Below are 26,313 nucleotides of genomic sequence, written 5' to 3' on the forward strand. Positions count from 1 at the left end.
CCTTTTCTTTATAACCGAATCTGCCCAGCAAAAAACTTGGAGGAAATGAAAGAAAGAAGGTGAGTTAAAAGTCAGCAAAGGGAGTCAGATCACATCCCGTGCAGGGAAGACACATCGTTTTTGCATGAAGGGGGGATATACCATACCTGCTCATTTCAGCTTTTGCATGATAACCAAGACGGAGCAGGCGGTCTGCTGATGGTCTTTCTGCGCCCGGAATTGGACAGGACGGGTGAATCACTACCGGGCGAAGAACCGGGATGACGCCTAAAGACGCAAGTTCTGAAACACCGGAGACGACCGTTTGATCATCTTCCCCAAGACCGATGATCATATTGGAACTCACATGATTTTTTCCAAATATACGAGCCGCATCTTTCAGCGCATTCAGAATATAATCCAGGTTTTGATCAGGACATATGGCAGGGAAGAGAGCTCGGTCCATGGTTTCAACATTATATTTTACCTCATCAGCCCCCGCTGCATACATCCGTTCGGAACTGTCATGTGTCGGATACAAAGAAACCCCGATGGGAACATCATACTCTTTTCGAAGTATTTTAACAATCCCTTCCATCCTGGTGACTTCATGTTCAGGCGAGATCTCAATACCGGTGGTGAGAGAAATCGCCTGAAGGAACCCTCGTGAATTGACTTCATGGATAAGGCTGAAAACCTCTTCTGGTGACTTCACTGGTCCCTGGATTTGATGGACCGGACAGAATGCACACCGGAATATACACCGCTCTGAAACGGTGATATATGCCTGATGAGGACAATGGGCACCAACAGGTTCTATGAAGCCCCGAGCAATAAAAAATCCCTCATGCTCGATAATAACTCCATCCCCATCCGATCTCATTAAAATAGGGCTGTTATCCCGAATTGATAGTCGTACCCGGCGCGAGTCAGCAGAAAAGAAGACAGATCTTCCTCCGGCACCCGGACCTGCAGTGGATCTCCCTACATACTCAGGACGTTCCAGGGCGGGATCCAGCCTGACTGAGCCGATACTGATTAATTTTGCTTTTATTTCTGCAGTAAATGAATCATCCATACCTTTCACCTGAAACTCAAGGCCCCTCTCATATCACTTTCGAGATGAGAGATTGGTATGTTGCCATATAAGGTAAGAATCAGGAATGCGGCAAATCATGCCGGAACCTCTTTCAATCTACATTGTCGTGCGAAAAGAAAAAAAAGAATTTCAGCAGGGTTTTTTTAGGGAGCCATATATTCTTGTGGAGTGTCACCAGGCTCAATATCATTATTTTTTATCTTTTGGACCAGTATGTCAAAGTTCTGTATGATATTATCCTGACCGGTAAGATAGCGATCCCCCATCAGGACAAATGGTACATGAACATGACCAAGAGATTTTTGCAATTGAGCAAATTTTTGTGCACTGGAGTTGTCTGAACCTATATTATAATAGGCTACAGAGATATCTGATGAATTGGATTCATACTGCTCAATAAATGGATGCACTACATTACATGACCCACAGGATGGATCATAGTAATATTCTACCTGAATTTTTTTCACATTCTGATCCTGAGTACCTGCATCTATTCCATTGCTGGTCCCCGATAGAACGGTAACAAGCCCTCCAAAAACCAGTAAAAGTGCTACAATCACCGATATCAGTAAATAATTTCTATTGATACTCATATTCTCTCCATAGGTATAGTACAATCTGGTTATAATCACGAATTTAAAGGTTCTCTCATCAAAGGAGCTACATGAGTATCATACCCGTATGTTTGAGTATGAGCGAAAACCTCTCAATAATCAGCAAAATTTAAAAATAGAGAAGGAGTATCAGGCACCAGACCAGGTAAATATTTTCCAGTGGCCTGATTTTTTCGCAAATTTTCTCTGTTTTCGGCTTGTTTTTACCGAATTTGGATGTGACAGATGCTGATATACAAGGATTCCCCCGATAAGTCCTGCAATGAGGACAAGGGAGGTGGAGATATCCCCATGAGCAATATCTGCAATGTCATACACCAGTATATGACGGATTACTTCTGCAATTCCTGCAAGGAATAGTACTTCAACTACGACCTTATGTGTCCTGAAAAAGACCTCAATAGTTTCAAGAAGCGCAATAGCGGTTGCGGCGTGGAAAAATGCACTATAAATCTCTGATGAAGAGCTTGAGAGTGTTTCAGTCTGAATAGCATGAATCGTGCTTAATATCCCTTCATAAAGGAGAAATGCAGCGGTGATTCCCAGAATACCTGCGCTTACCACGTAGAGAAGTACTGGTATTGATGATATGATGGTGCCGATTTTTTGATGATATACAGTTGTTTTCATGATTCGTTCCTGTTGTAAGGGATCCATTGACCAGGATCAGGGTAATCAAAAGATGATGCGATGCACCGCTGTGCAAATTTTTCGAGAATTGTGAATTTAACAACAGGAACGCATTATACCTAAACGGAATAGTCCTGCCGGTACCTCTGACAGATACGTATTCCGAGAGACCGGTTTATGCCTGATATATGTCATATCTTTTCATTCCGAATAGTGTTCACGATAACGTGAACCTTATAACCGTTTCGTCACCGAATAAAAATAATCTGATTTTCAGGCAAAAGATGCCAGTATTTTTCGTAATCCGAAGGAGAAAAACCATTATATCAGGTTTTTTCAGCTTTCCATAAGATGAAACAGATGGGATGCCGTTGTCAGGATACCCTGCATTCCAAACAGTTATTCCAAACCCCAAGTCACTCTGCACGATAGTTTATCTCTGTGCCGACGTAATAAACAAACAAGAGATAAGAATACGCAAATTGAGGAGCTGAAAGACCTCTCATGGAGCCTGAAATTACCGACATGGTTCTTCTTTTTCAGACTGTCATACAATGGATTGCAATAATACTATCTGCCTCCACCGGTGTGTATGATGCACGGAAAAACGGGATGGACTATTTTGGTGCTCTTGTCATAGCAGTGATAGTAGCAGTCGGTGGTGGAACGATCCGGGATCTGTTGCTCGACAGGTACCCTCTCTTCTGGCTGGCAGATCCAATTTATCTTATCAGCATCTTCATCGTGGGGATAATTGGAATTATTCTCATTCCAATATCAAGAACTGATCTTCCCGGGGATCAGAAACATTCTTCTGGGTTTTTACAATCGATTGTCAGACTGATCTTTGGAACTTCAGGGACCTTTGCCTTTATTGATTCGTTCGCTCTTGGTATGTGGGCATACCTTGGCACCATGTATGCACTTACCAGTGGAATACCACCCATTATTGCCCCCATCATGGGAGTAATCACCGCTTCTTTCGGAGGGGTGCTACGAGATATATTGTTTGCAAAAATTCCTGAACTCTTTAAACCAAGCCAGTTCTATGCTATAGCATCTTTTGCTGGTGCAACGGCATATGTGCTGATGTCCATGGAAGGGTTTTCAAGTACTGATGGATTTATCGTATGTATGATAGTCACCGTTTTTGTGCGTATGACATCAATACGGTACAATATTACCAGTTTTTAATTTGAAAGGCCTATACACCTATGAAAAGGAATAGATGTGGATGATCACTTTTCATCCAGATTCCCTTGGACCAAATCAACAATAATTTTTCCTCATTCACACCTCACAACCAGTCGGGATAACCGTTCTGCAGTAATTATACCAACAACCCGGTTTTCTTCATCAACCACAGGCAGGGCGGATATCCGGTTTTTTTGCATACGGTTTACTGCTTTACTGATATGTTCTCCTGGTGTTGCAGTAAGGACGGTCCTGGTCATGATATCTTCAAGAGTTTTCACATCCTGCGCCACTGACCGGGAGATATCCCAGGAAGTAACGATGCCGACAAGTCTGCCATCTGACGAAACAATCGGAAGGTGATTCACTGCTTCAGCAATCATCAGAGCAGCTGCACCTTTAATGGTCACGGTCTCACGAACCGTTGGCACACTCCGGATCATCAGATCTGAAACAGTTAGGTGCGAGAGAAAACGCCCCAGAAGGTAATTCATCTGTCCTGACTCCAGTAGGAATGCATCATGCCCGTAATTGGATCGAATCTCACAGTATTCAACAGTTTTATCCAGCTGGGCCAGGGCGGATACAATCTCCCGTGAGAGATATGATGGATATAACCAGTCTGAACTGACGGCGATCACCATGCATTTTGCTTTCATATCCTTAAACGCATCAATCAGTGAGCCATTCACCGTTAGATCAAAATAATCGACTGCTTTTGTAAGGTACAGATACGAATTTGCATCAAATCGCTCAACAAACCGATCTCCCTGGTGATGAAGATAACTCTCTACTTGGAAGTCTGTCGTAAAATCATAACTATAAACAGATTTTCCCAGTAAATCCCTGCCAAATTTCTGATGCATCGATTCATCTGAAAGGTATGTGATATGACCGATCATCCGTGCCAGTGCAAGACCTGAGGCTGGATACTCCTGATCATAATACTGGCCATTATTCCAGGATGGATCTGAACGAATCGCACACCTACCGACTTCATTGAAGGCTATCTGCTGTGGCGTTGAATACGCAGTACTTGCTATTACAACCACCCGGCTCACCATATCCGGATACGAAACGCTCCACTGCAGTGCCTGCATTCCACCCATAGAGCCTCCGGCAACAGCAAAGAGATTTGTGATTCCAAGATGATCTATCAGTTTTTTCTGGACCATCACCATATCGGCAATCGTAATAACCGGGAATGATACTCCGTATACCTTCCCGGTTTCAGGATTGACCGATGAAGGGCCAGTTGTCCCTTTGCATCCACCCAGGACATTTGAACAGATGATACAGAACCGATCTGTATCAAAAGCTTTTCCTGGACCAATAACCATCTCCCACCATCCGGGCTTTTCATCTCCTTCATGATACCCAGCGGCATGGGCATCACCAGTCAGAGCATGGCAGATAAGAATTGCATTTGAACGCTCCGGGTTGAGCGAGCCATATGTTTCATACGCAACCGTAACTGAAGGGAGAACAGCTCCGCTTTCAAGCATTAATGGTGAAGAGAATGTGTGAACCTGAGTGTGTACAGTTCCAACTGAACCACGAATCATAATACCATCCTATCTCCTTGAAAGGTCATCCCCGGCAGTAAAAAACAGGAATGATATCCAGCGATATTGTTCATTTTACCCCTCATTTCCGAATAATTATACCGGGCCCACTCTTCTTCATCTGTCGGCACGGGATATTTTTCTTTCTTCCTGATATCTGGAGCATTCGTTCAAGAGCTCCACGTGCCGTATAAATCAGAGATTTTTCCAGAGTAACTTCTCCAGCACCAGACAGGAGTGAATCTTTTACAGCATCCAGGGTTGTCTGTTTCATGGGGGTGCAGATCCCCCCGACAGCATAAAATCGCTTTTCAGGAATTTCACGCTTTAAACGTTCGATCATACCATTTTCAGTCCCGATGATAAAAGTTTCTGCAGGATGATCCTGGCAGTATGCAATCATTCCACTTGTTGAACAGACTGCATCGGCGATATCAATTACTTCGGGTCTGCATTCCGGATGGGCAATAAATGGGGCATTCCAATGAAATGCTCGCATATTATCTACCATTATCGGTGTAATCCGATCATGGACATAACAATTCCCTCTTCCGGGAATGATTAATTTATCTGAAAACCGCTGGACGTAGGAGGCCAGATTTTGATCCGGAAGAAAAATAACCTGATCTGATGCACATGAACGGACTATCTCAATGGCATTCGCCGATGTGCAGCAGATATCTGACAGAGCTTTCGTGGATGCCGAGGTGTTGACATACGACACAACGTCGGCATCCGGGTACTGCTCTTTCAAAGAAAAAATATCAGATTCAGATACCATATGTGCCATAGGACACTGAGTGTCTTCTGCCGGAAGGTATACTCTTGCATCCGGAGAGAGAATTTTTGCCGTCTCTGCCATAAAATCAACACCACAAAAAATGATACATTCGGCCCGGGCATCACGGGCGGCAAGTGATAACTCAAGGGAATCTCCAATCTTATCTGCTATATCATAGATTTCAGGCCTTTGATAATTGTGTGCCAGAATAATTGCATCTTTTTCTCTTTTTAAGGCGGTAATATCCTCTTTGAGAGATTGGATTTCAGATTCTGTATGTCGAATATATGTCATTTCCCTATTTTCACAATTGTGAAATATGTTGGATGCCATATATCATAAATACTCTTGACCAGTATAGATCCATATACTGGGATCCTAAAATAGTGCAAATAAGGACACGTTTAGAGAGATATGAATATACAGACGATTCGGGAAGATATACCGCTCACTCGGGATCTTATTTATTTTGATAATGCATCTACCAGCCTGATGCCATCATCAGTAACGCGGATTATGGAGGATTATGAGACTTCATTCAGATCAAATGTAGGAAGAGGGGTTCACCGTCTCTCCCAGGTGAGTTCACAACTCTATTGGGATGCACATGAGAAGGTAAAAGCATTCATTGGTGGAACAGACGGGGTTAGTATTTTTGGAAAAAACTGCACTGAAGGGATAAACCAGGTCGCGTATGGCCTCCGACTGAATCCGGGGGATCATGTAATCACATCAGTCCTGGAGCATCATTCCAACATACTCCCATGGATGCACCTGCGAAAACAGGGTATCAGCGTGGACTTTGTCAGGCCTGATGCAGAGGGATATCTGCACCCCCAGTCCTTTTCAGAACTCATTCAAAAGGAGACCAGACTTATTACCTTCACCCACGTTTCAAATGTAACAGGAACCATCCAGCCGGCAAAAGAGATATGTTCTATCTCTCATGACCATGATATAAAAACCCTGCTAGACGGTGCACAGTCCGTACCCCATATTCCGGTTGACGTATCAGATATTGGGTGCGATTATCTCTCATTCTCCGGCCATAAGATGCTTGGGCCAACCGGAACTGGTGTCCTCTGGATGAAAGAGCCAGACCTGGAACCATTTATTCTGGGTGGCGGGAGCATCAAATCGGTAACGACCAGCGAATACACGTTGGAAGACGGTTATATGAAATATGAAGCAGGTACCCCTCACATAACCGGAGCAGTGGGCCTTCGAGAAGCCATAAGAATTCTAAACCATGTTGGGATGAGATCTGTTCAGGAACATGAATTATCCCTGACACGGGATATAATACACGGGCTTTCTCATATACCCGGAGTTACATTGTACGGACCAAAAGGAACAGACTCACGTCTTGGTGTTGTCTCTTTTACTATCGAGGGTCAGCATCCGCATGAATCAGCCCATCTGCTGGATGATCAATATGACATCATGGTTCGATCCGGTCATCATTGCTGTATGCCATTGATGGATCATTTCGCGATCCCGGATGGAACGGTCAGGGCAAGCCTGTATCTCTATAATACAAGAGAAGAAGTTAAAAAATTTCTAGAAGCGGTGACAGAAATCTCGGAGGGTATCTGAATATGTATGAAATACTTCCCTGTTATGGAGAAGAGGATGGCGTTTACACAGCACGGACTCATGAAGTGATTATTGAAGAGCGGTATACCATCTGGGTCAATGGCAGGAAGATCCTGAACGCCATGACCAGTCCGACCAGGCTTGAGGAATTTGTCATTGGGTATCTGGTGACGGAAGGAATCATCTCTCACTGCCAGGAGATTGACTCACTGCAGATTGAAGGAAACCAGATCAGAGTACTCACCATTCACCGGGCACACATCCGCAGTGGAACTAAGACGGTCCTCTCAGGATGCGGGGGAGACAGTTCATACCTTGATCCGGCCAGGCTCCCGGACATCACTTCAGATTTTCAGATATCCGGAGAGAGAATTCATGCGACAATAAAAAAAATTCTGGATTCAGACCTTCACCGGTTGACAGGGGGTATTCATGTAGTCGGACTTGCCGGTATTGATGGAGTCCATACCGTTGCAGAAGATATTGGTAGACATAATGCTCTTGACCGGGTGATAGGCTATGCCCTGCAGCATGACATTGACTTATCACACTGTTATGCAGTAATATCAGGGCGGATATCTTCAGAGATGGCACGAAAATGCCTGGTCGCGAACATCCCGCTTATCGTATCCAGGGGAGCGACAACAACCCTCGCCATCCATCTTGCACAGGGCAAAGGACTTACCATCATCGGATTTGTCCGGGGAAGAAAAATGAACATCTATACACATCCGGAACGGATACCCGGGATAGAAATCGTTAAATAAAAAAATTTAGGAATTGAGTGCATTCCAGAAGGTCAAATCAAAGAGAGCTTCCTCACTGACCTCACACTTCAGGTAACCGAGTTCACTCTGCTGTTTTGCAAACGTACCAACAGATGAAGTGATCTTTGTCGGATCGATCTCAAAGGAACCATCCCACTCGTCGAGTGACTGGATTACGGCCTTTGGATCAATACTGGTCAGTGCCTGCATATGTTCAGCAGCCTCATCCGGATGCTCATTATTATACTCAGTTGCCTTCAGATGCAGACGAAGAACTTCCTGAACAATATCCGGATGATTCCGTATCATATCACCACTTGCGACCAGCACACAACAGGAATGCCCTTTCTCCATTTCACCAGAATGGACAATTATCCTGCCTACATTCTCTTTTTCAATGGTCACCGGTGCCGGATGGGGAAGAAATACCGCGTCAACCTGTCCAGCAAGAATTGCAGTCGTCGCATCCCCTGGTCCCATTGCTTTTATGTCAACATCTTTGACAGGATCAATATTGTTGGCCTGCAGCCATTCCCGAAGAATCGTATCCTGGATAGTACCTGCAGGGAATGTCGCTATCTTTTTGCCTTTCAGATCCTCCGGCTTTTCATAGGGTAGATCCTTTTTCATAACCAGATCTGAGCCCTGGGTATTTGCAGATGCGATGATCTTCGCATCAAGTCCATTCGATACTGCGGTCACAAAAGGAGCAGAACCGACATATGCAAAGTCAAGATCTCCGGCAAGCATTGCCTGCATTTCAGGTGCACCAGTCGGGAAATTAAAAACTTTGATATCTGATACCCCGATTGGAGAGAGAGTTTCATTGTACCAGCCTTTCTGGTACGCAGTCATGAAAGCCAGCTGATGAGTGCTCGGCTGGTATCCAATGGAGACGGTACTTTTTTCTTGTGATTCAGCAAACACTGAAACAGTCAGAGAGGTCAGAATAAGACCAAAAACTGACAGAATAAAAAACATTTTCATGCAAAACGTATGTGTCATCAGAACACTCCTGTAGTCCCATATTCGCAGAACGATTATTTAAAAAGTCATCAATAGGCAAACCATATTTTCCTAATTGTGTTAAGAATATTTGTAGTAAATGACTCAATGTATTTTTATTGATGGATTTTGTACACAAAATAGGCAATACCTGCCTGAACCAAAGAATATTCGAGCATCATACCACCTACCTATTGCATATTACGGACTGCCAGTGAAAGAAATTTCATTCATGGAGATCCTGAAGAGAAAAGTTATGCCGTTCATGAACGAACCCTCCTGTAACCGTTACAAATTTACACATGAATCTGGAAATTATCGGTATCATGAAAAAATTAAGGAGAATTTCTGATCCCTTTCCATAAAAACCCCAAAATCTGAAGGAACCCTATAAAGGAAATTTTTCAGTACATCTACCCCGATCAGGGCATGAGAGAGACATGTCAGGTAATATGCTGGCAGAATTTACTTAGAAAGGAGAAGATATGAAAATTCGTTATCAGACATATGCACGATTTGTTGAATTCTTTGGAAAAGAAGGCGACATTGAAGTTATACCAGGAACAACAGTCCAGGGATTTCTCGAACTCCTTACCGGGGAGGATGAAAAGAAACAATCCCTGCTCTTTGATGAGAACGGAACAGTAAGAAGGTATGTAATTATACTCAAAAACAAAGACCGAATCCTGAACGAAGAGACTGATTCTACAGACCTTCAGGATGGGGATGAACTCATAATCTACCCACCTGTTTCCGGAGGCTAAATGATATTCATCCAGAAAGAACCAATAGACACCTCACACCTGTTTGATCTTATCTCCCCAGAGACAGGAGCTTTGGTCCTCTTTGCCGGAACAGTCCGGGCTGATGGAATGGATCATCTCCTGTTTGAAACGGATATTGATGAGGCTGAAAAAGAACTTGGAATCATTGTGAAAGAGGCTGATTCAAGGTGGGGCCCTATTCGTGCACAGGTGACTCACCGGTATGGACGGATGCACATAGGCGAGGTAATTGTCCTGATAGCTGTCGCAGCAGGCCACCGGAATGAAGCATTTTTAGCGGCACGATATATCATTGATGAATTAAAAACCCGGGTGCCAATCTGGAAAGCAGACGTCTTCAACGACAAGGTCGCATGGATACATGGAGAAAAAGAATAATCCTGATACCATTCAGAATTCAATAATTTATGCGAATAATGCTGCAACTACCTGGCCAAAACCACCATCAGTATTAGTCGCGGTATCACAGGCAGCAGCCGGACCCTATCTTGAACAGGGAAGAACCACCTTACAGGATGTACCCGACTACCTGTTCGAAACACGAAGAAAACTTGCCAACTTTTTCAATACCAGCGATCCTGATGCATATGTATTTACCGCAAATGCCACCGATTCACTCAATCTCCTTATTCACGGATTTGCTGCACAGGAGAAAGAAGCATTTCATGTCATTACCACGTCATTTGAGCATAATTCGGTAATCCGCCCTTTGTATGAATTGCAAAAGACGGGCAGGATCTCGGTGACGGTCATTCCTCCGAATGCAGAAGGGGTAATCGATCCTGACGACGTGAGCGGGGCTATACGGGATGATACAAAACTTGGGATCATCTCTCATGCAGGAAATGTAATCGGAACGGTCCAGAATATCAAAGAAATCTCCCGCATCATGGATGAAGCAGACACTTTTTCCATAATTGACGGAGCGCAGAGTGCCGGGCAGATCCCGGTCGATCTCTCAAGGACAGTGTGTGATGCATTTGTCTTTACCGGCCATAAGTATCTTTTTGGAGTTCCAGGAACCGGGGGGTTCTTTCTCAAACGTCCAGACAAGATTTCCCCGGTACGACAGGGAGGGACCGGCACAGATTCTTCCTCACCAGTTCAGCCGGAATCAATGCCTGAACGATTTGAAGCCGGAACACCAAACTTCCCCGGCATAGCAGGACTCGCAGCGGGGATTACATTTGTTCATGACATCGGGATAGACACCATACAAAAGAAGTCTATGGGAATGATCTCTGACCTGATTCAGCAGCTGCAGGAGATCAAAGGAGTATCCTTACTCCATGAAAACCCGCAGACCCCCCTTGTTTCGTTTCAGATTCCCGGGCTCGATCCTGATGATATCGGGTACATCCTTGCAAAAGCATACCGGATCATCTCAAGAAGTGGCCTGCACTGTGCACCGTGGATTCACTCCCGCCTTACAGAGGGAAAAGGGGCGGTGCGTATCAGTTTGTCATACATGAACACCTTTGAGGAGTGTACTCAGATCGCTGATGCAATAAACGCACTATGCCAGTCAGTATAACATACCGGGCAATAACGGCAACATGCACCCAGGGAATTTTCAGATATATATTTCATGTAGATCAGAAACCCGATTCGGATTTTATTCAGTTTCTGGTTGATACCAAAAAAGCTACCATATATACAATCGGTCCGTCAACCTTTTTCAGGGTCGATTCATCCTCGTCATTATCCATCCAAGGAATGGTTCATGATCCGGATATCATCATATCAACAAGGTTGTCAGAAAAAGAGGTAAAAGAATTTCTTTCCACCCTTTATTCGGAATATGAGGGACATATCAGTGAATCAGGAAAGGAGGAGCAGTCAGGAAGATGATCCACCCATAATGACGGTATATGGATCTATGTCAGAATATAGTTCGGTATAAGGAAAGCAATTATATCCATTTTTACAATTTTTTTTCAAATACCGAACTGAATTCCGCATTTTCTTGAGAGATCTTCCAGTCCCAGGGATCATGAATAATGGTTATCTCAACATCAGAAACCCAGGGAATGAGGCGTACCCGTGCTGAAGCCTGGTCTATGAGATAGTCCTGAAGTGGACATGCATCGCAGTTAATTTCCATTTCTATCTTAACCAGTGTGTCTGTTATCGTAATTGATCTGATCAGATCAACATCCACGATATTATGCCCGATTTCAGGATCAATTACCTGCCTTAATGCATTCAGAACTTCAGAATCCCTATCTCCGGAGATTTTCAGTTCTGCTCCGCCTTTCAACAACGCATTCTCCCGCTCCAGCCTGAATATGCGGCCCTCAAGTGCCTGCTGCCGCTCAAGCAATCTGCTGATAACCCGGAGGGTCGGATCAGGCATAGCAGAATCGCGAATGTTGTCCTGAGTCGTGTACTTCTCGAGACCGGCAATACGCCCAGGAACCCCGACTACAGTAGCACCTGGAGGTACATCCCGGACAACGACTGCACCCGCACCAATCTTTGCATATTCTCCCACATAAATCGGCCCTAGAACGGAGGCACCAGAACCGATAACCACCCCTTTGCCTATTGTGGGGTGACGTTTTACATTTTTCAGTGCAGTTCCACCAAGAACTACCCCCATGTAAATAAGAACATCATCACCAACTTCAGCCGTTTCCCCAATCACCACACCCATCCCATGATCTATTACCACCCGTCTGCCAATAATGGCACCAGGGTGAATCTCAATCCCGGTAAAAAAGCGGGCAATATGTGACAGGAACCGCCCGGTCAGAAACCAGTCATGAATCCAGGCCTTATGAGCGATACGGTGGAGCAATAATGCATGGAGTCCCGGATAACAGAGGAGAATCTCAACAACACTTTTGGCAGCCGGATCTTTTGATATAATCGCTTGAATGTCTTCACGTAAATGAGATAATACCATCCGTACGTTCCATCTGATGAATACTACTGTTGCTTTTCAGATTATTTATTCATGGAGGAACAGGCAAACTTTTGATTTTTTTTTTTCGTGAAAACATCAGAAAAATTTTTATAAACGAACGGGTTTTCACAAAATATACTGTATGATGATATACATAAGCCAATGAAATTCTGGATCAATAATTTTGCCGGCATCATCAAACCTATCATACATAACACCAAAACTAATTCATGAATGAAACTTATGCTCCCGGATCAATCAGTGATTGAGGTAAAGGTCGAGGGAAGAACAATCGAGACGATACTAAATAGCCAGGGCATTGATCCGCTGACGACATTGATTTCACGGGAGGACGAGATCATCCCGGAAGATGCCATCCCCGATGAGGAGGATGTCATAAGAGTCATTCGGATCTCCCATGGCGGATAAAAAGATACACTGCGAAAAGTGCGAAAAGCCCGCAGTCTACCTTGACCGGGAGCGGGAAATTCATCTCTGCAGTGACCACCTGAAAGAATCTGTAGAGAATGAAGTGCGAAGGTACTTGATAACGAAAAGACTCCCAAAGACACTCGGGGTTGCCTTTTCAGGAGGGAAAGACAGTACCGCCTTACTCAAAGTGTTGAGTGAAATCAGGAGTGAATTCCCCAGTAGTATCATCGCACTAACCGTTGATGAAGGAATAGAGGGATATCGTCAGGATACAATCCGGGCAGCCACAGAAACATGTCTGACACTTAGGATACCCCATGAGATCATCAGGTTTCAGGACCTGTATGGACACTCTCTGGATCATTTGGTATCAGGATCAGAGCGAAATGCCTGCACCATCTGTGGAATCCTTCGCCGTCGGGCACTTGAAGTTCTGGCGCAAAAACATAAGATCACTATGATTGCGACCGGACATAACCAGGATGACCATGCCCAGACCACCGTGATGAATGCCATTTCAGGAGATGTGAGAAAGATCTTTACCGGATATGAACCCTCCTCGTGGTACGCACAACGAATCAAACCATTTGCCAGGGTGAGCGAGAAAGAAGTAACTCTCTACGCTCTCCTGAGCGGATTATTTAAAGATCTGTCGGAGTGCCCATATGCAGTATCTTCACTTCGGGGAGAGGTCAGAACACTCCTGTACCAGTATGAACAAAAACATCCAGGAGCAATGAGAAATGCTGCCCGGTGTGAAGAAGAGATCAGGGAAAGATTAGGAGAAATCTACCAACAGGAAGCATATAAGACCTGTTCAATCTGTGGGTGGCCGGGTTCGGGAACCATCTGCCAGGTGTGTATGGTTCTCGGCAAGGATACTCACCTTCAAAATCCTATGACGAAAGAAAAATAAGCAGTATCATTGCAGATACACCTCATCTACTATCAGTACATACATATATTCACGATACCATGGCCAGTCAAAAGAGCATTTACATGGATCACAGTGCCACTACTGCCACTGATTCAGCAGTTGTAGAGGCCATGCTCCCTTGGTTCTCGATCAATTATGGAAATCCCTCTTCCCTGTACCGTCTTGCACGAGAATCCAAAGCCGCGATCGAGGATGCACGAAAAAAGGTTGCAAACGCCATCGGAGCGAAATCTGAAGAGATATACTTTACCTCCGGAGGGACCGAATCAGATAACTGGGCACTAAAAGGTACTGCATTTGCCCTTCAAAAGAAAGGAAACCATATCATCACTTCTGCTATTGAGCACCATGCAATCCTGCATACCTGCCAATATCTCGAGAAACATGGCTTTCAGGTCACCTATCTTCCGGTTGACGAGTTCGGACAGGTCCGTATAGAGGATCTCAGGGCAGCGATCACTGATAAGACCATTCTGGTCTCGGTGATGTTTGCCAATAATGAGATCGGCACCATTCAGCCCATTCCGGAGATCGGAGCGTTCTGCAGAGAACGGGGCATTCTTTTCCATACCGATGCAGTCCAGGTGATTGGCAATCTCCCTGTTGATGTTGCAGCGATGAACATTGATCTGTTATCACTCTCTGCTCACAAGTTTTACGGGCCAAAAGGAATAGGAGCGCTCTATATCAGGAAAGGAGTCCGTATCGATAATTACCTTCATGGAGGCGGACAGGAACACAGGAAACGGGCAGGTACAGAAAATGTTCCCGGGATTGTAGGTCTTGGCGTTGCAATCCAGAAAGCAGTTATGGATCTGGATGTAAAAACATCACGGATACGAGCCCTTCGCGATACGTTACTCGATCGGATTCTCCATGAGATTCCAAATACCCGTCTGAACGGGCACCGGACCATGCGACTCCCAGGGAACTTGAACGTCAGCTTTGAGTTTATCGAGGGTGAATCATTATTGCTACTCCTTGACCATGCCGGTATCGCTGCATCGACCGGTAGTGCCTGTTCCTCAGGATCACTTGAGCCCTCACATGTATTACTCGCGATAGGTCTCCCGGCAGAGGTTGCCCATGGGTCCCTGCGGCTCACCCTTGGAGTGCAAAATACAGAAGAGGACGTGAGCTACGCATGTGATGAAATTAAAAAAGCGGTCGAACGTTTGAGAGCGATGTCACCACTCTATGCTGATTACCTGAAAAAGAGGTCATGCAATGTATAGCGAAAAAGTAATGGACCATTTCATGAACCCCCGCAACCAGGGGGAGATACCAGACGCAGACGGTGTCGGAGAAGTAGGAAATCCCACTTGTGGGGATATTATGCGAATTTTTCTCACGGTGAAGGATAATATCATCACCGATGTAAAATTCCAGACCTTTGGGTGTGGAGCAGCAGTTGCATCAAGCAGTATGGCAACCGAACTAATCAAGGGGAAAACCCTTGAAGAAGCCTGGGAAGTATCTAATAAAGCAGTTGCCGAGGCACTTGAGGGACTTCCTCCGATCAAGATGCATTGTTCAGTTCTTGCAGAAGAAGGTATTCACAAAGCCATCAACGATTACCGGATAAAGAACGGATTGGAACCCTGGGAAGAAAAAGGTGGGCATACCCACAGTCATGATGACCTGGCCTGTGAGGAGTAACCCGATATCATTTTTTTAGCATTTCTGCATATTCGAACGCAGGCATTACCTGGATGATCTTATCATCCACCTCTAACTGTTCTGAATCATTCATAGTGAGAATATATCCGGGAACTCCGGGGTGTGAATCCATGGCCTCGATTAATCCACGAATTTCACGATTTCGTACTTCAGAATTTTCCAAAGATGTACATACCTGAATGGCGCTAACAATCCGATGATTCTCCTGGATTAAAAAATCACATTCATATCGTACCCGGTGATAAAAAACAGAAGACTCTTTCTTGCGGATAAGTGTAGTAAATACGTAATTTTCCAGAATTTTTCCGGCATTCTCTGAAAATTTAAATGATACTGCATTTATCAGACCCGTATCAATACAATAGAGTTTTTTCATATTGTAAAGTTGCTTCTTTACTGAAGGATCATATTTCAGAACCGGATAGAGGAGATATGCATCATAGGCACATTCAATATACTCACGTACCGTATCCGTTGAGATTCCAATCTGTTCACCAAGCCGTGTATATGAAAGCAGATTTCCAGTGTTGGAGATGAGAAAATAGAGGAGATCCACAAGATATGCAGGACTCCTGATGTTATGTGCCATCATAATGTCCTTGAGATAGATAGTTTCGTAATACGATGTGAGCAGATCATGTCGAAGAGAGATATCTGATTCCACGGTGATCCGGGGAAATCCCCCATACTTCAGATAATGTTCAAAAAGTTGGTTCTTCCTGGTAATACTTACCCTTGTTTCTCCCAGAAATGAGAGATACTCTTCAAAAGAAAGTGGATATACAGTAATTGAAAGATACCGGCCAGATATCTTCGTTGCCAGATTTCTCTTCAAAAGAGAGGAGGTGGAACTGGTGAGAGTCCATTTAATTTGAGGTTTTGTATCATATGAAACCTTTATTGACCCTACCCATTCTTCATAATTCTGTATTTCATCAATAAAGATAAAATAATGGGGTTTATTTATTTTTTCAAGGTATTCTTCAATGAGTTCATTGAGAAAACCTGGATCATGCATCCATCCGGTGAAGAGTGGTTCATCGAGATTTATATAAAGTATTGAATCAGGATCAGTTCCCTGATGTATGAGGTGCTCCACCATCTGGAACATCATGGTGGATTTTCCGCTCCTTCTGACTCCCTGAATAAACAAAATTTCTCTTGCATCAAGATACCGGATTAATTCAGGATATGAACCGAGCCGGTTCTGTCCCGTGTTATAGGTACGTCCAAACCACCAGGGATTCTGTCTATCGAGGACTGCCTGGATTCTTCGATCCATTTGTTAGATATAATCGATGATTTATGATAAAATAATCGATTACACCAGACGATTTTAAAATAAATCAACAATCATAATCGAGGATTTCATATCAGTAAAACAAAAATTAATCAGATCGGACATTTCCCCTGACCATCGAGAAGTATATCCCGATAAAACACATCACAGAAAAGACCATAAATCCGATATTCATCGCAATCATGAGCTCATCTGTCATATCCGGAGTAATGTCTACTTTCCCCACCACTACGGCGATTATCATCATCGCTATTCCCATCGAGAGCATCTGCCCGAGCAGCCGCATCGTTCCCAACGTCCCGGATGCGATGCCATAATATCGCTTTTCCACCGAACTCATGATTGCATTGGTATTTGGAGATGAGAAGAGAGCAAAACCAAACCCGAGAACCGCCAGGATTACCATAAGCCAAATCGTGGAAGTATCTGGAGAGAGAAAACTTAAGGAGACGAGTCCCACAGCAATGATCCCCATGCCCAGAGATGATATTTTCGCAGGTTCAATCCTATCTGAAAGACTACCGGCATATGATGAGAAGATTGCCTGCACTACCGGCTGGGTGACAAGAATAAACCCGGCCTCCTGCGGGTCGAAACCCCTGATGTATTGTAAATATAAGCTGAGAAAGAACGTTATCGCGAAAGTTGAGCCGTAATTTATCAGAGCAGCAACATTTGAGCAGGCAAACACCCGGTTTGTTCTGAACATGGACACACGAATCAGCGGATACCGTTCCCGGTGCTCAAGCCAGATAAAGAGTGCGAGCAGGATGATTCCCAATCCAAGAGCAAAAAATCCAGCGACCTGGGGGATCTCGGAAAAACCGATCATCACCGCAGTAAGGCTGCTACCATAGATGAGAGCCCCTTTCAAATCAAACCGCTCACCAGCTGCATCAGCCCACTCTCCTTTTAGATAGAAGAGGATAAGGGCAATGATAAGGATGCCTATCGGCACATTAATGAGGAAGATACTCTTCCATCCGAATTCATCGGTCAGAAAGCCTCCGATAAAGGGGCCTGCAGAAAGACCGATGTACACTGATGTGGTGTAGATCCCAAGAGCCTGGCCCCGTCGTGTGGGTTCGGTCACAGATGTCAGAATAGCCACGGCGGTTCCAAAGATCATCGAAGCCCCAACACCCTGAATCAGGCGGAAGCTGATGAGCATAAGAGACGAAGCTGAGAAGATCATCCCCATGGAGGAAAGGGTAAAGAGGATTACCCCACCGGTCAGGATCTTCTTTCTCCCAAAGATATCACCAATTCTCCCAAACGGAACAAGGAAGGCCGCTGATGCCAGAAGATAGGCACTGCTGACCCAGCTTAATTCAATCGCATCAAGAGAGAACTCACCGGCAATCGTCGGAAGGGCAATATTTACTGCAGATAGATCAAATGGGGTTAAAAACCCACAGCATACAGCGATAATAAGGGTACTGAGGGAGATGCCAGGGACCTTCATTGAGGAATGAAGATATTCCCCCATCACCCATGAAGGTTGTGTAACCAGATCCTTTTGTTTTTACACTGACCGAATCCGGCCATACCGGTCAACATCGTCCGACCTGACTGATGCCATGCTGTCAAAGAGACGGCATTTAAAAGAACCTGGGCCTGCAGCATCCACAGCAGCCCGCTCCCCGGCAATCCCAAACGCAGAAACCCCTGTAGCGGATGCAGAGAGATAGTCCTGTGTGACTGCCGCACAGGAACCGATAACCGATGCAGCCATGCATCCTGTCCCGGAGATTCGTCCCATATATGGGTGTCCGTTCTCACAGAGAAGAGTCCGGGAACCATCGCTGATGATGTCAATGGGACCACTCATAACGACGGTGCATGAAAGTCGCTCTGCAAGACCACAGGTGATTTCAGTTGGATCACCGTTCACTCCTCCGGAATCTACTCCACGAACCTGTGCCTGTTTTCCGGCAAGGGTCCCAATCTCTCCGGCATTGCCCTTAAGAACCGAGATGGACAACTCCTGGATCATTCTCTGGGCGGTTTTCGTCCGTAAACTGGTTGCTCCAGCACCGACCGGATCGAGAATGATAGGAATACCATACTTTTCTGCGGCTTTTGCTGCGATAAACATCCGGTCAATCTGGAGGGTATCAAGGGTGCCGATATTCAGAACGAGGGCTCCTGCAAGTGCAACCATCTCCCCAACCTCTTCTTCTGCATGGGCCATGACCGGTGAAGCGCCTATGCAGAGGGTGATATTGGCACAGTCATTCACCGTGACATAGTTTGTCATATGGTGGACAAGGGGCGTTTTTTCCCGGATGTCGGTAAGTATTGATCCAAAAAGTGTCATAAAAAAATCCAGTATTTCTGGATAAGTCTGCATTGTACGATAAATTATTTTGTAATCCGGCAGATGGGAAATGCATACTCCATCAGGGGATATTTCGTCTTCCCGGTGATATCTGGTATCAAGACATATGGAGAGTGCTTCATGAATAAACGAGTTTTTCAAGCATATCAAGATCCATGAATAATACGTTTTTCTCATCACCGACAGATGAGAAAGACCTGGCAATGATCATAAACATCTCATTCCGCTTCTTTTCTTTCCATGTTATAAGACCGGCTTTATGCTTCAGGTCAAAAGCCACCTTTTTTCCATTAACATTATCCTGCCATTTTACCTCACAAAACAGAACGGATGAATCTGTTTCAGAAATACCAACAATATCAATCTCTTCTCCTTTATGCCACCATCTTTTCACTGAAGAAAATACACAGTGAAAAGGAAGTTTTCCTGCACCATTCAGATAAAACAACAGGTCAATAACCATTCGTTCAAATAACGAACCTGTGTACTGTGCAAGATAGGGAGTAATACTCTCTGTCAAAATCTGTTCTGCAGATCCACTTTCAGCACGTTCCAGGTTAGGAAATATAAATCTGAACCAGAACGAAAACAAATTGTCCCTGAAGAAATAACGACCTCTCCTACTCCTTTCATCCTCAAATGCAGGGACTTCTTTCCATATGATGTCCAGATCAATAAGTGTTGCAAGATACCGGTTGACCGTACCTTTCTGTATACCGGTATCATTGGTAATCAGATGTTGAGTATTATTTCCCCGTGAGATGGAGAGCAGGATTGAAAAATAATATCGTGGTTCCACAAGTTCCATCCGGAGAAGAAATTCAACCTCTCTGAACAGATATGAAAGTGGATTGAGCAGATTTTTCTCGATAGAATCCTCAATGGTTTCACTGGTATCCACACTCAGTATGTAGGCAGGAGTACCTCCATACACCGCATAATACTCAACCGCTTTTCTGAAATCCTGAAATATTGGTAGTACTTCATGAAACCGGAATGACCTGAGTAAAAGTTGTCCGGTTCTTCTTCCAAATAAGGGACTCCGATATGAAAGAACCTCATCTTCCATCATTCCAATCGATGAACCGGATAAAATCAGGAAAATACGGGTTTTTCGCAGTCTATTGTCCCAATGATACTGGAGTATCGAGAGGATTGATCTATCTTCTTTTACCAGATAGGGAAATTCATCTATTGCCAGAATGAACCGATTTGTCGAGCGGGATGCAAGATATTCAAAGACTGAATCCCAGGATATGAAACCATTTTTTCCAATAAATGGATCCTCAAAAAATTCGCAAAACGCCTCTGCGAATTGTTCTAACTGATATTTTCGTGAACCCTCACGAATCTGAATGCGCAGTCCCGTATTCTGACGGATAAATTCATTGATAAGTTCACTTTTTCCGACTCTTCTCCTCCCATAGATGATAAAAAACTCAGAACGTGGACCGATGAAACGATCGTTGAGCTCAGCCAGTTCTGTTTTCCTATCGAAAAAAGTGTACATTACATTATCATAATCGAGAGTACACTAATATCTTTTGTGCCAGGCTCGTTTATCACTGACAGGTATCTTATCTTCTCACCCCCTATTATTCAATGAAATGCACGAGCCGGCTGTGAAAAAAACACTGTACTGGTGTGAACACTGCAATGTTCCCCTGATCGGACGAACCTGCAGCTGCGGCAATGAAGCAAAAACCATCCCTCTCCTTCAGCCCTATGATCTCCGGCCTGCTCTCTCGGCTGATCGGGATCACATCATCCACTTATTAACATCCCAATACGGCGACATTCCTGTCCCGAAAGTAATTCTGTTAAATAAGACCGGGGGATATGATCGTGCAGAACTTGTTATCATCAATGGGCAGCGGTTTGGCTGGTTTACGTTTGATCCGGTGACAAAAACCTATTCACTTGATATCACCCCTGAAGCTCTGCCATTTCTGGTCCCCCACATAACAAAAGGAATCATTGACCTGACTGCTCATATCGATCTGAAGGCTGAAAAAGGGAGAATCGGCGGAAAACGATTCCCCCTGAAAGAACCGGTCCCGGATGGATCAGTCATTGTCACGGCAAATGGGAAGTACGGGACAGCCATTGTGAAAGAGGGATATATCAAAGTAAAAGAACTCCTCCCGATTACCCCCTCCACCTATCCGGACCCTGACTGGGAAGCGGTCATTACTCACAATACGTATCATCTGAAGAACCTGGAGCGGAACGCGGTCAGGACCATTAAAAGTCACATGAAAGACCGGCCCACGGTCAATGTATCGTTTTCCGGTGGAAAGGACAGCACGGCAGTTCTTCACCTGGCACGAAAAGCCGGAGTGGAGAAGGCATTTTTTATCGATACCGGACTTGAGTTCCCCGAAACCATCCGATTCATCGAGGAGCAGGGGGTTGAGATCATCAGGAAGGGTGGTGACTTCTGGCAGGCGGTGGAGAAAGCAGGACCCCCTGGCAAGGACAACCGGTGGTGTTGTAAACTTCTCAAATTACACCCACTAAAGATATATCTTGCAGACACCGGCCCCTGTGTCACCATTCAGGGAAACCGCTGGTATGAGTCATGGAACCGGGCCGGTCTTGATGAGACCAGTCAGAATCCGGCAAATCCCCTGCAGCTGAATATATCCCCCATCCGGAGCTGGAGGGCCTTTGAAGTATTCCTCTATCTCTGGTGGCGGAAGATCCCATTAAACCCCCTGTATGAACGAGGGATTGAGCGAATCGGGTGTTATCTCTGTCCTGCCATGCTTGAAAGTGAATATGACTCTATCCGAAAGACACATCCGGATTTCACCGAGCGGTGGGATGCATTTCTTCAGAGGTGGGCTGACAAGAAACAGATGCCGGACGCCTATACTGACTGGGGTCTGTGGCGATGGCGGGCACTCCCTCCTAAGATGCGTGAGTTATGCAGGAACATGGGAGTCCATGTCAATAATGATTTCACCCTGGCACCAACGAAGGAGAGAAAGAAGAAGCAGCAAAGCCAGAACGGCTCTCCTATAGAGCAGAAGAGAGCAGAAGTAGGACTGGAGTTGGATGATCTAATCCGTGCAATCAGGCATGATTATCCCATCCTTGGAGATGTCGTATACCTGGATAATGCTGCGACCAGTTGTTCGCCTGAACCGGTTGTTGAGGCCATGGTTGAATTTGAGCACCGGTACAGGTCAAATGTCGGAAGAGGGGTTCATCGGTTTACCCGGATAGCGACCCAGCGGTACTGGCATGCCCATGAAAAGGTAGCCGAATTCATCGGGGCACAGGGCGGCATTACGGTCTTTACAAAAAATACCACCGAAGCGATAAACATGGTCGCTCATGGCCTCAGCTGGACTCCTGGTAACCGGGTTGTCACGACCATCCTTGAACATCACTCAAACCTCCTGCCCTGGAGATCACTTGAGAAGCAGGGTGTCACCCTTGATATCGTCGGCATACGTCCGGATTATTCCCTGGACATGGATGCATTCCGGAAGATGCTGGAAAAACCGGTCAGACTTGTGGCAATTACCCAGGCATCAAATGTTCTCGGCATCATTACCCCGGTGCATGAGATAGCTGCCTTGTGCAGGGAAAAAGGAGTGCTTCTTCTCATCGACGGAGCTCAGGCAGCCCCCCATATGCCGGTGAATGTATCGTCAATCGGATGTGATTTCTACTGCTTTTCCGGGCATAAACTAGGCGGGCCGACCGGGACTGGTGTTCTCTGGATGAAAGAACCCCTACTGACTCCCCTGATGCAGGGGGGTGGAACCGTTGAATCGGTTACCGGTGACGATGTTGTACTGATACAGGGTTATGAGCAATACGAAGCGGGTACACCCAACATCGCCGGAGGCATCGGATTAGGCGTTGCAGTTGATTACCTCAGGAAAATCGGGATGGACACGATCCATTCCCATGAAGAAGATCTTACCAGCCGCCTGATTGAAGGCCTCCATACCATCGAGAGAGTCCGGGTATATGCATCAGGAAACCCCGAAACCAGAATAGGGGTTGTTTCATTCACCGTTGAAGAGATGCATCCCCATGAGATAGCTCAACGACTGGATGAGCATGATATTCTGGTCAGGTCAGGACATCACTGCTGCCAGCCGCTGATGAATGCCCTGAATCTGCCAGATGGAACGGTTCGGGTCAGTATTGCACATTACAATACCAGAGAGGAGATCGATCTCTTCCTTGCTACTCTGAAAGAGATTATCGCCGGTTCTTCACCAGGTAATCCGCTCAGGTCGTGATAGTATCAATAATCGGGTATCCTGTATGATACCAATACATAGCCCGTTTTTCTGACCTATTTGAGCCGCAAGACGTGTGCAATGTCCGGTCGTGAGGAGAACCGGGATCCCGGCCATCAGGCATTTTCGGACGGTTTCAGAAGTTACGGTATGTGAACAGAGACAATAGGTTGATGAGAAATCAATTTTTCCGATGAGTCCTGCGCCAATCATCCGGTCTGTCACCTGATCATCGCCGATATCCTGCCGGAACATGAGGCATTGAGGAGGCCGGTATAGAGCTGATACAACCAGGCCCGGTTGTCTCTCCTCATTGGCCATGAAATGAGCGATTGTGGGTGCAATGGTTGAAGCAGGGATGGTAAAGGTCCCAGTCAGAACAGGAAGTTTACCAGGATCGATATACGAGACAGCACCGCCGCATCCGGATAGAATTGTTTTTTTCGGGCCGGGGCTTGAGAATATATTTGTCGTGAGAACACTGGCACGGTTTTTTTCAACCCGTATTGACTCAATTTCATCGGCGGTTTTGATATACTGCTCAGTAAAGAGATAACCGGTCACATATTCACGGATGTTTCCGGAACCAAGAAGAACTGTTGAGATATGCCTGCCATTGATGAATATCGCAACCGGTTCCTCATCACACAAAAGTGAAGCAGCATCCTTCGGGGAACCGGACAGATGCTCTGATGAGAGATCAAGAATTTTCATAGACGGATGGAACTTTAAGTAATCTGCATATTATATCCAGATAACAGAATATAAACTCATGGAGTACCAAATCATGGGTATGATCAGTCATTCCTGCCTTTCAAGGCTGATGTTTGGAATCATCGCCGTTCTTATCATCCTAATCTCCCTCTCGTCACCATCTGTTGGCATTTCTCATCCTGCCAATGTATCTGATCCCGATCTCCAAATCATTTCAATCAATATTCCACCGGAAGAAAGAACGGTGTATCCCGGAGTTACTATCCATCCGATCATAACAGTTTATAATAAAAACAACCAGACTGATATGAAAAATTCGATTCTGCTCTCTGCAACGCTTGGGCCGGCCACCCTTCTTCAGAATAATACCTATCTGGATGCTCCGGGGGATGGAGAGAGCAGGGAGTACCGCATACCTTTTATGGTCCCGTTTATTCAGCCCGGAACATACGCCCTGACTATCAGTGGAGAGCAGAAATTACGTGATGGAAACAAGGGGATCTTGTTTGGAAGTATGAAATCAAAAACGATGATAGAGGTGAAACAACCAAGACCAGAGACCGGGAAAAAGATGTGTAATTGCAGATAGGTTATCTGAAAATTTTATCCCTGAAATAAAAAATACCAAAGATACCGAGAGCAGTGAGTATATATAACTCCGGATGGCTGAATAGAAAAGAGAGATCCGACGTTTTATCCTGTTGATAGTATGTATACTCTCTCTTTAATCTCTCTAAAAGATTCGTCTGATCCGGAGTGAGAGCTGATTTTGGGATAGAATCAAGAGTCTCTTTTGCTTTCGCCATCTTTCCCTGACGCATCCGTGCCTCAGCAAGACCCAGGGAAGCGTCAATATTTTTCGGATCGAACGAGAGGCTATTTTGAAACGATTCTTCTGCATGTCTATAGTCCTGTAATTTGGAATATAACTCGCCCATATAACTGTACACCAGAGGATCATTACCGGAAAATTTCAGCCCTTCAAGTTCCTGAATGGCTTTATCCGGCATATTCAGGGTAGAGAATGCACGAGACCTCTTCTTTCGAAGACCATCAGACATTCCCGGATCTGTTTCATTTTGAAGGGAACGATTCCAGGCATCAAGCGCAGAATGAAAATCCCCTTTTGCCCGGTAGGCATCACCTGTTTTTCTGGAATAAGTAGGATTTCCGGGATCAATCTGTTCTGCAAGGAGATAAGATTGAAGAGCTGCATCATACTTTCCTGATTCCATGAACCGATCCCCTTCTCTTTCCAATTGCACAGGATCTGAAATGACCACGTATCCGGGATCAGATCCCTGATGGTGAGAGACTATGCTTTCACCGTTATTGGCATCAACCGGATATTTTATCCGCTCAGCACCAAACAACTCACGGACTTCTGATAAAGGAGGAGAAGATGAGTCATCACAGGCATCAGGATTGAGAAGGCATCTCCCGGTTTTAAAGGCATCTTCAGCCTCCATATCTCTCCCCATGTCAGCCAGGACTGTACCCTTCCAGAGCCATCCATAGGGCCAGGAAGGATCAGTCAGAACTACCGATTCAAATAACTGAAGAGCAGTGTCCCGATCACCGGAGTTATACATATCAACACCTTCGGCAAGTAATTTTTCAATTTCAGCGGGTGATGCAGAAGCCCCGGATACGAGGAGAAAAATAATACAGAGAATCGAAAGAGTGACCGGTGAAACGTTCCCATTAAGAATCATATATCA

Annotated in this window: 26 protein-coding genes; 13 read left to right on the plus strand and 13 right to left on the minus strand. The window is 45.1% G+C overall.

All coding sequences use genetic code 11. The annotated features are described in order from the left end of the window. Window positions 1-64 precede the first annotated feature (64 nt). From MHUN_RS11420 to MHUN_RS11430, 3 genes are all read right to left on the minus strand, one after another. Window positions 65-1,057, minus strand: coding sequence for a radical SAM protein (locus MHUN_RS11420; RefSeq protein ID WP_011449160.1), 993 nt, complete (start codon window positions 1,055-1,057; stop codon window positions 65-67). Between the two features lie 164 nt (window positions 1,058-1,221). Next, the gene (locus MHUN_RS11425) at window positions 1,222-1,671 is read right to left on the minus strand and encodes a hypothetical protein (RefSeq protein ID WP_011449161.1); all 450 of its coding nucleotides are present in this window, start codon (window positions 1,669-1,671) and stop codon (window positions 1,222-1,224) included. A gap of 150 nt (window positions 1,672-1,821) precedes the next feature. After that, window positions 1,822-2,322: a phosphate-starvation-inducible PsiE family protein gene (locus MHUN_RS11430; RefSeq protein ID WP_011449162.1), complete on the minus strand. Its 501-nt coding sequence runs from the start codon at window positions 2,320-2,322 to the stop codon at window positions 1,822-1,824. Between the two features lie 504 nt (window positions 2,323-2,826). Here MHUN_RS11430 and MHUN_RS11440 point away from each other — a divergent pair. Further along, entirely contained in the window at window positions 2,827-3,516 is a 690-nt protein-coding gene (locus tag MHUN_RS11440) for a trimeric intracellular cation channel family protein (protein WP_011449163.1), read from the plus strand. A gap of 92 nt (window positions 3,517-3,608) precedes the next feature. Here the strand turns inward: MHUN_RS11440 and MHUN_RS11445 are convergent, their stop codons facing one another. Both MHUN_RS11445 and nadA read right to left on the minus strand, forming a co-directional pair. Beyond that, window positions 3,609-5,081: a homoserine O-acetyltransferase MetX gene (locus MHUN_RS11445; RefSeq protein ID WP_011449164.1), complete on the minus strand. Its 1,473-nt coding sequence runs from the start codon at window positions 5,079-5,081 to the stop codon at window positions 3,609-3,611. An 82-nt stretch (window positions 5,082-5,163) separates the two neighbouring features. Continuing rightward, window positions 5,164-6,156 (minus strand): quinolinate synthase NadA, encoded by a 993-nt coding sequence (nadA, locus tag MHUN_RS11450; protein WP_011449165.1) that lies wholly within the window; start codon window positions 6,154-6,156, stop codon window positions 5,164-5,166. A 120-nt stretch (window positions 6,157-6,276) separates the two neighbouring features. Here nadA and MHUN_RS11455 point away from each other — a divergent pair, with 120 nt between their 5' ends. Both MHUN_RS11455 and fdhD read left to right on the plus strand, forming a co-directional pair. Beyond that, the gene (locus MHUN_RS11455; protein ID WP_011449166.1) at window positions 6,277-7,458 is read left to right on the plus strand and encodes a cysteine desulfurase; all 1,182 of its coding nucleotides are present in this window, start codon (window positions 6,277-6,279) and stop codon (window positions 7,456-7,458) included. Window positions 7,459-7,460: 2 nt separating this feature from the next. Further along, window positions 7,461-8,225 carry a formate dehydrogenase accessory sulfurtransferase FdhD gene (gene fdhD, locus MHUN_RS11460; protein ID WP_011449167.1) on the plus strand — a complete coding sequence of 255 codons (765 nt, stop codon included), beginning with the start codon at window positions 7,461-7,463 and terminating at the stop codon, window positions 8,223-8,225. A gap of 6 nt (window positions 8,226-8,231) precedes the next feature. Here the strand turns inward: fdhD and MHUN_RS11465 are convergent, their stop codons facing one another. Beyond that, window positions 8,232-9,230 carry an ABC transporter substrate-binding protein gene (locus MHUN_RS11465; protein WP_011449168.1) on the minus strand — a complete coding sequence of 333 codons (999 nt, stop codon included), beginning with the start codon at window positions 9,228-9,230 and terminating at the stop codon, window positions 8,232-8,234. A gap of 485 nt (window positions 9,231-9,715) precedes the next feature. Here MHUN_RS11465 and MHUN_RS11475 point away from each other — a divergent pair, with 485 nt between their 5' ends. Genes MHUN_RS11475 through MHUN_RS11490 form a run of 4 tightly spaced genes read left to right on the plus strand, consistent with a single transcriptional unit; the run spans window position 9,716 to window position 11,866 of the window. Next, window positions 9,716-9,994 carry a MoaD/ThiS family protein gene (locus MHUN_RS11475; protein ID WP_011449170.1) on the plus strand — a complete coding sequence of 93 codons (279 nt, stop codon included), beginning with the start codon at window positions 9,716-9,718 and terminating at the stop codon, window positions 9,992-9,994. Then, complete coding sequence (locus MHUN_RS11480) at window positions 9,995-10,393, plus strand: molybdenum cofactor biosynthesis protein MoaE (protein ID WP_011449171.1); 399 nt, start codon at window positions 9,995-9,997, stop codon at window positions 10,391-10,393. After that, window positions 10,377-11,549 carry an aminotransferase class V-fold PLP-dependent enzyme gene (locus MHUN_RS11485; protein WP_011449172.1) on the plus strand — a complete coding sequence of 391 codons (1,173 nt, stop codon included), beginning with the start codon at window positions 10,377-10,379 and terminating at the stop codon, window positions 11,547-11,549. The genes MHUN_RS11480 and MHUN_RS11485 overlap by 17 nt, the downstream gene beginning before the upstream one ends. Continuing rightward, entirely contained in the window at window positions 11,534-11,866 is a 333-nt protein-coding gene (locus tag MHUN_RS11490; protein WP_011449173.1) for a hypothetical protein, read from the plus strand. Before MHUN_RS11485 ends, MHUN_RS11490 begins: the two co-directional genes overlap by 16 nt. A 73-nt stretch (window positions 11,867-11,939) precedes the next feature. Here the strand turns inward: MHUN_RS11490 and cysE are convergent, their stop codons facing one another. Then, window positions 11,940-12,923 (minus strand): serine O-acetyltransferase, encoded by a 984-nt coding sequence (gene cysE / locus MHUN_RS11495; protein ID WP_011449174.1) that lies wholly within the window; start codon window positions 12,921-12,923, stop codon window positions 11,940-11,942. A gap of 234 nt (window positions 12,924-13,157) precedes the next feature. On the opposite strand from cysE, the gene MHUN_RS11500 reads away from it, so the two are divergent. Genes MHUN_RS11500 through nifU form a run of 4 tightly spaced genes read left to right on the plus strand, consistent with a single transcriptional unit; the run spans window position 13,158 to window position 15,951 of the window. Then, entirely contained in the window at window positions 13,158-13,352 is a 195-nt protein-coding gene (locus MHUN_RS11500; RefSeq protein WP_143709483.1) for a MoaD/ThiS family protein, read from the plus strand. Next, entirely contained in the window at window positions 13,342-14,271 is a 930-nt protein-coding gene (locus tag MHUN_RS11505) for a TIGR00269 family protein (protein WP_011449175.1), read from the plus strand. The genes MHUN_RS11500 and MHUN_RS11505 overlap by 11 nt, the downstream gene beginning before the upstream one ends. Window positions 14,272-14,330: 59 nt before the next feature. Continuing rightward, window positions 14,331-15,527, plus strand: coding sequence for a cysteine desulfurase NifS (gene nifS / locus MHUN_RS11510; protein WP_011449176.1), 1,197 nt, complete (start codon window positions 14,331-14,333; stop codon window positions 15,525-15,527). Beyond that, window positions 15,520-15,951 (plus strand): Fe-S cluster assembly scaffold protein NifU, encoded by a 432-nt coding sequence (nifU, locus tag MHUN_RS11515; protein WP_011449177.1) that lies wholly within the window; start codon window positions 15,520-15,522, stop codon window positions 15,949-15,951. Before nifS ends, nifU begins: the two co-directional genes overlap by 8 nt. A 7-nt stretch (window positions 15,952-15,958) precedes the next feature. On the opposite strand, the gene MHUN_RS11520 is transcribed toward nifU, so the two are convergent. The 4 genes from MHUN_RS11520 to MHUN_RS11535 all read right to left on the minus strand — a co-directional run bounded on the left by MHUN_RS11520 (window position 15,959) and on the right by MHUN_RS11535 (window position 21,123). Continuing rightward, window positions 15,959-17,254 (minus strand): ATP-binding protein, encoded by a 1,296-nt coding sequence (locus tag MHUN_RS11520; protein ID WP_011449178.1) that lies wholly within the window; start codon window positions 17,252-17,254, stop codon window positions 15,959-15,961. A gap of 106 nt (window positions 17,255-17,360) precedes the next feature. Next, window positions 17,361-18,737, minus strand: a complete 1,377-nt coding sequence (locus tag MHUN_RS11525) for an MFS transporter (RefSeq protein WP_143709608.1) — start codon at window positions 18,735-18,737, stop codon at window positions 17,361-17,363. A 60-nt stretch (window positions 18,738-18,797) separates the two neighbouring features. After that, entirely contained in the window at window positions 18,798-19,592 is a 795-nt protein-coding gene (gene thiM, locus MHUN_RS11530; protein WP_239441524.1) for a hydroxyethylthiazole kinase, read from the minus strand. Window positions 19,593-19,731: 139 nt separating this feature from the next. Further along, window positions 19,732-21,123 (minus strand): ATP-binding protein, encoded by a 1,392-nt coding sequence (locus MHUN_RS11535; RefSeq protein ID WP_011449181.1) that lies wholly within the window; start codon window positions 21,121-21,123, stop codon window positions 19,732-19,734. A gap of 97 nt (window positions 21,124-21,220) precedes the next feature. Between MHUN_RS11535 and MHUN_RS11540 the strand changes: the two genes are divergently transcribed. After that, window positions 21,221-23,878, plus strand: coding sequence for an aminotransferase class V-fold PLP-dependent enzyme (locus MHUN_RS11540; protein WP_011449182.1), 2,658 nt, complete (start codon window positions 21,221-21,223; stop codon window positions 23,876-23,878). Here the strand turns inward: MHUN_RS11540 and MHUN_RS11545 are convergent. Continuing rightward, window positions 23,852-24,592 carry a formate dehydrogenase accessory sulfurtransferase FdhD gene (locus tag MHUN_RS11545; RefSeq protein ID WP_011449183.1) on the minus strand — a complete coding sequence of 247 codons (741 nt, stop codon included), beginning with the start codon at window positions 24,590-24,592 and terminating at the stop codon, window positions 23,852-23,854. The two genes, MHUN_RS11540 and MHUN_RS11545, sit on opposite strands and share 27 nt — an antisense overlap. 58 nt (window positions 24,593-24,650) lie before the next feature. On the opposite strand from MHUN_RS11545, the gene MHUN_RS11550 reads away from it, so the two are divergent. Further along, on the plus strand, window positions 24,651-25,181 hold the full coding sequence (locus MHUN_RS11550) for a hypothetical protein (RefSeq protein ID WP_048067480.1): 531 nt from the start codon (window positions 24,651-24,653) through the stop codon (window positions 25,179-25,181). A gap of 1 nt (window position 25,182) precedes the next feature. On the opposite strand, the gene MHUN_RS11555 is transcribed toward MHUN_RS11550, so the two are convergent. Next, the gene (locus MHUN_RS11555; RefSeq protein ID WP_011449185.1) at window positions 25,183-26,307 is read right to left on the minus strand and encodes a tetratricopeptide repeat protein; all 1,125 of its coding nucleotides are present in this window, start codon (window positions 26,305-26,307) and stop codon (window positions 25,183-25,185) included. Window positions 26,308-26,313 lie beyond the last annotated feature (6 nt).

The sequence above is a fragment of the Methanospirillum hungatei JF-1 genome, assembly GCF_000013445.1.
Classification (GTDB): domain Archaea; phylum Halobacteriota; class Methanomicrobia; order Methanomicrobiales; family Methanospirillaceae; genus Methanospirillum; species Methanospirillum hungatei.

Excerpts from the sequence above, each read along its gene's own strand:
- MHUN_RS11505 (WP_011449175.1), top strand. The coding sequence starts at position 13,342 with ATGGCGGATAAAAAGATACACTGCGAAAAGTGCGAAAAGCCCGCAGTC.
- MHUN_RS11425 (WP_011449161.1), bottom strand. The coding sequence starts at position 1,671 with ATGAGTATCAATAGAAATTATTTACTGATATCGGTGATTGTAGCACTT.
- thiM (WP_239441524.1), bottom strand. The coding sequence starts at position 19,592 with ATGACACTTTTTGGATCAATACTTACCGACATCCGGGAAAAAACGCCC.
- MHUN_RS11480 (WP_011449171.1), top strand. The coding sequence starts at position 9,995 with ATGATATTCATCCAGAAAGAACCAATAGACACCTCACACCTGTTTGAT.
- MHUN_RS11535 (WP_011449181.1), bottom strand. The coding sequence starts at position 21,123 with ATGTACACTTTTTTCGATAGGAAAACAGAACTGGCTGAGCTCAACGAT.
- MHUN_RS11500 (WP_143709483.1), top strand. The coding sequence starts at position 13,158 with ATGAAACTTATGCTCCCGGATCAATCAGTGATTGAGGTAAAGGTCGAG.
- MHUN_RS11420 (WP_011449160.1), bottom strand. The coding sequence starts at position 1,057 with ATGGATGATTCATTTACTGCAGAAATAAAAGCAAAATTAATCAGTATC.
- MHUN_RS11475 (WP_011449170.1), top strand. The coding sequence starts at position 9,716 with ATGAAAATTCGTTATCAGACATATGCACGATTTGTTGAATTCTTTGGA.
- MHUN_RS11550 (WP_048067480.1), top strand. The coding sequence starts at position 24,651 with ATGGAGTACCAAATCATGGGTATGATCAGTCATTCCTGCCTTTCAAGG.
- MHUN_RS11485 (WP_011449172.1), top strand. The coding sequence starts at position 10,377 with ATGGAGAAAAAGAATAATCCTGATACCATTCAGAATTCAATAATTTAT.
- MHUN_RS11455 (WP_011449166.1), top strand. The coding sequence starts at position 6,277 with ATGAATATACAGACGATTCGGGAAGATATACCGCTCACTCGGGATCTT.
- MHUN_RS11430 (WP_011449162.1), bottom strand. The coding sequence starts at position 2,322 with ATGAAAACAACTGTATATCATCAAAAAATCGGCACCATCATATCATCA.
- MHUN_RS11555 (WP_011449185.1), bottom strand. The coding sequence starts at position 26,307 with ATGATTCTTAATGGGAACGTTTCACCGGTCACTCTTTCGATTCTCTGT.
- MHUN_RS11490 (WP_011449173.1), top strand. The coding sequence starts at position 11,534 with ATGCCAGTCAGTATAACATACCGGGCAATAACGGCAACATGCACCCAG.
- nadA (WP_011449165.1), bottom strand. The coding sequence starts at position 6,156 with ATGACATATATTCGACATACAGAATCTGAAATCCAATCTCTCAAAGAG.
- MHUN_RS11525 (WP_143709608.1), bottom strand. The coding sequence starts at position 18,737 with ATGAAGGTCCCTGGCATCTCCCTCAGTACCCTTATTATCGCTGTATGC.
- MHUN_RS11440 (WP_011449163.1), top strand. The coding sequence starts at position 2,827 with ATGGAGCCTGAAATTACCGACATGGTTCTTCTTTTTCAGACTGTCATA.
- MHUN_RS11545 (WP_011449183.1), bottom strand. The coding sequence starts at position 24,592 with ATGAAAATTCTTGATCTCTCATCAGAGCATCTGTCCGGTTCCCCGAAG.
- nifS (WP_011449176.1), top strand. The coding sequence starts at position 14,331 with ATGGCCAGTCAAAAGAGCATTTACATGGATCACAGTGCCACTACTGCC.
- MHUN_RS11520 (WP_011449178.1), bottom strand. The coding sequence starts at position 17,254 with ATGGATCGAAGAATCCAGGCAGTCCTCGATAGACAGAATCCCTGGTGG.
- MHUN_RS11465 (WP_011449168.1), bottom strand. The coding sequence starts at position 9,230 with ATGACACATACGTTTTGCATGAAAATGTTTTTTATTCTGTCAGTTTTT.
- cysE (WP_011449174.1), bottom strand. The coding sequence starts at position 12,923 with ATGGTATTATCTCATTTACGTGAAGACATTCAAGCGATTATATCAAAA.
- MHUN_RS11540 (WP_011449182.1), top strand. The coding sequence starts at position 21,221 with ATGCACGAGCCGGCTGTGAAAAAAACACTGTACTGGTGTGAACACTGC.
- MHUN_RS11445 (WP_011449164.1), bottom strand. The coding sequence starts at position 5,081 with ATGATTCGTGGTTCAGTTGGAACTGTACACACTCAGGTTCACACATTC.
- fdhD (WP_011449167.1), top strand. The coding sequence starts at position 7,461 with ATGTATGAAATACTTCCCTGTTATGGAGAAGAGGATGGCGTTTACACA.
- nifU (WP_011449177.1), top strand. The coding sequence starts at position 15,520 with ATGTATAGCGAAAAAGTAATGGACCATTTCATGAACCCCCGCAACCAG.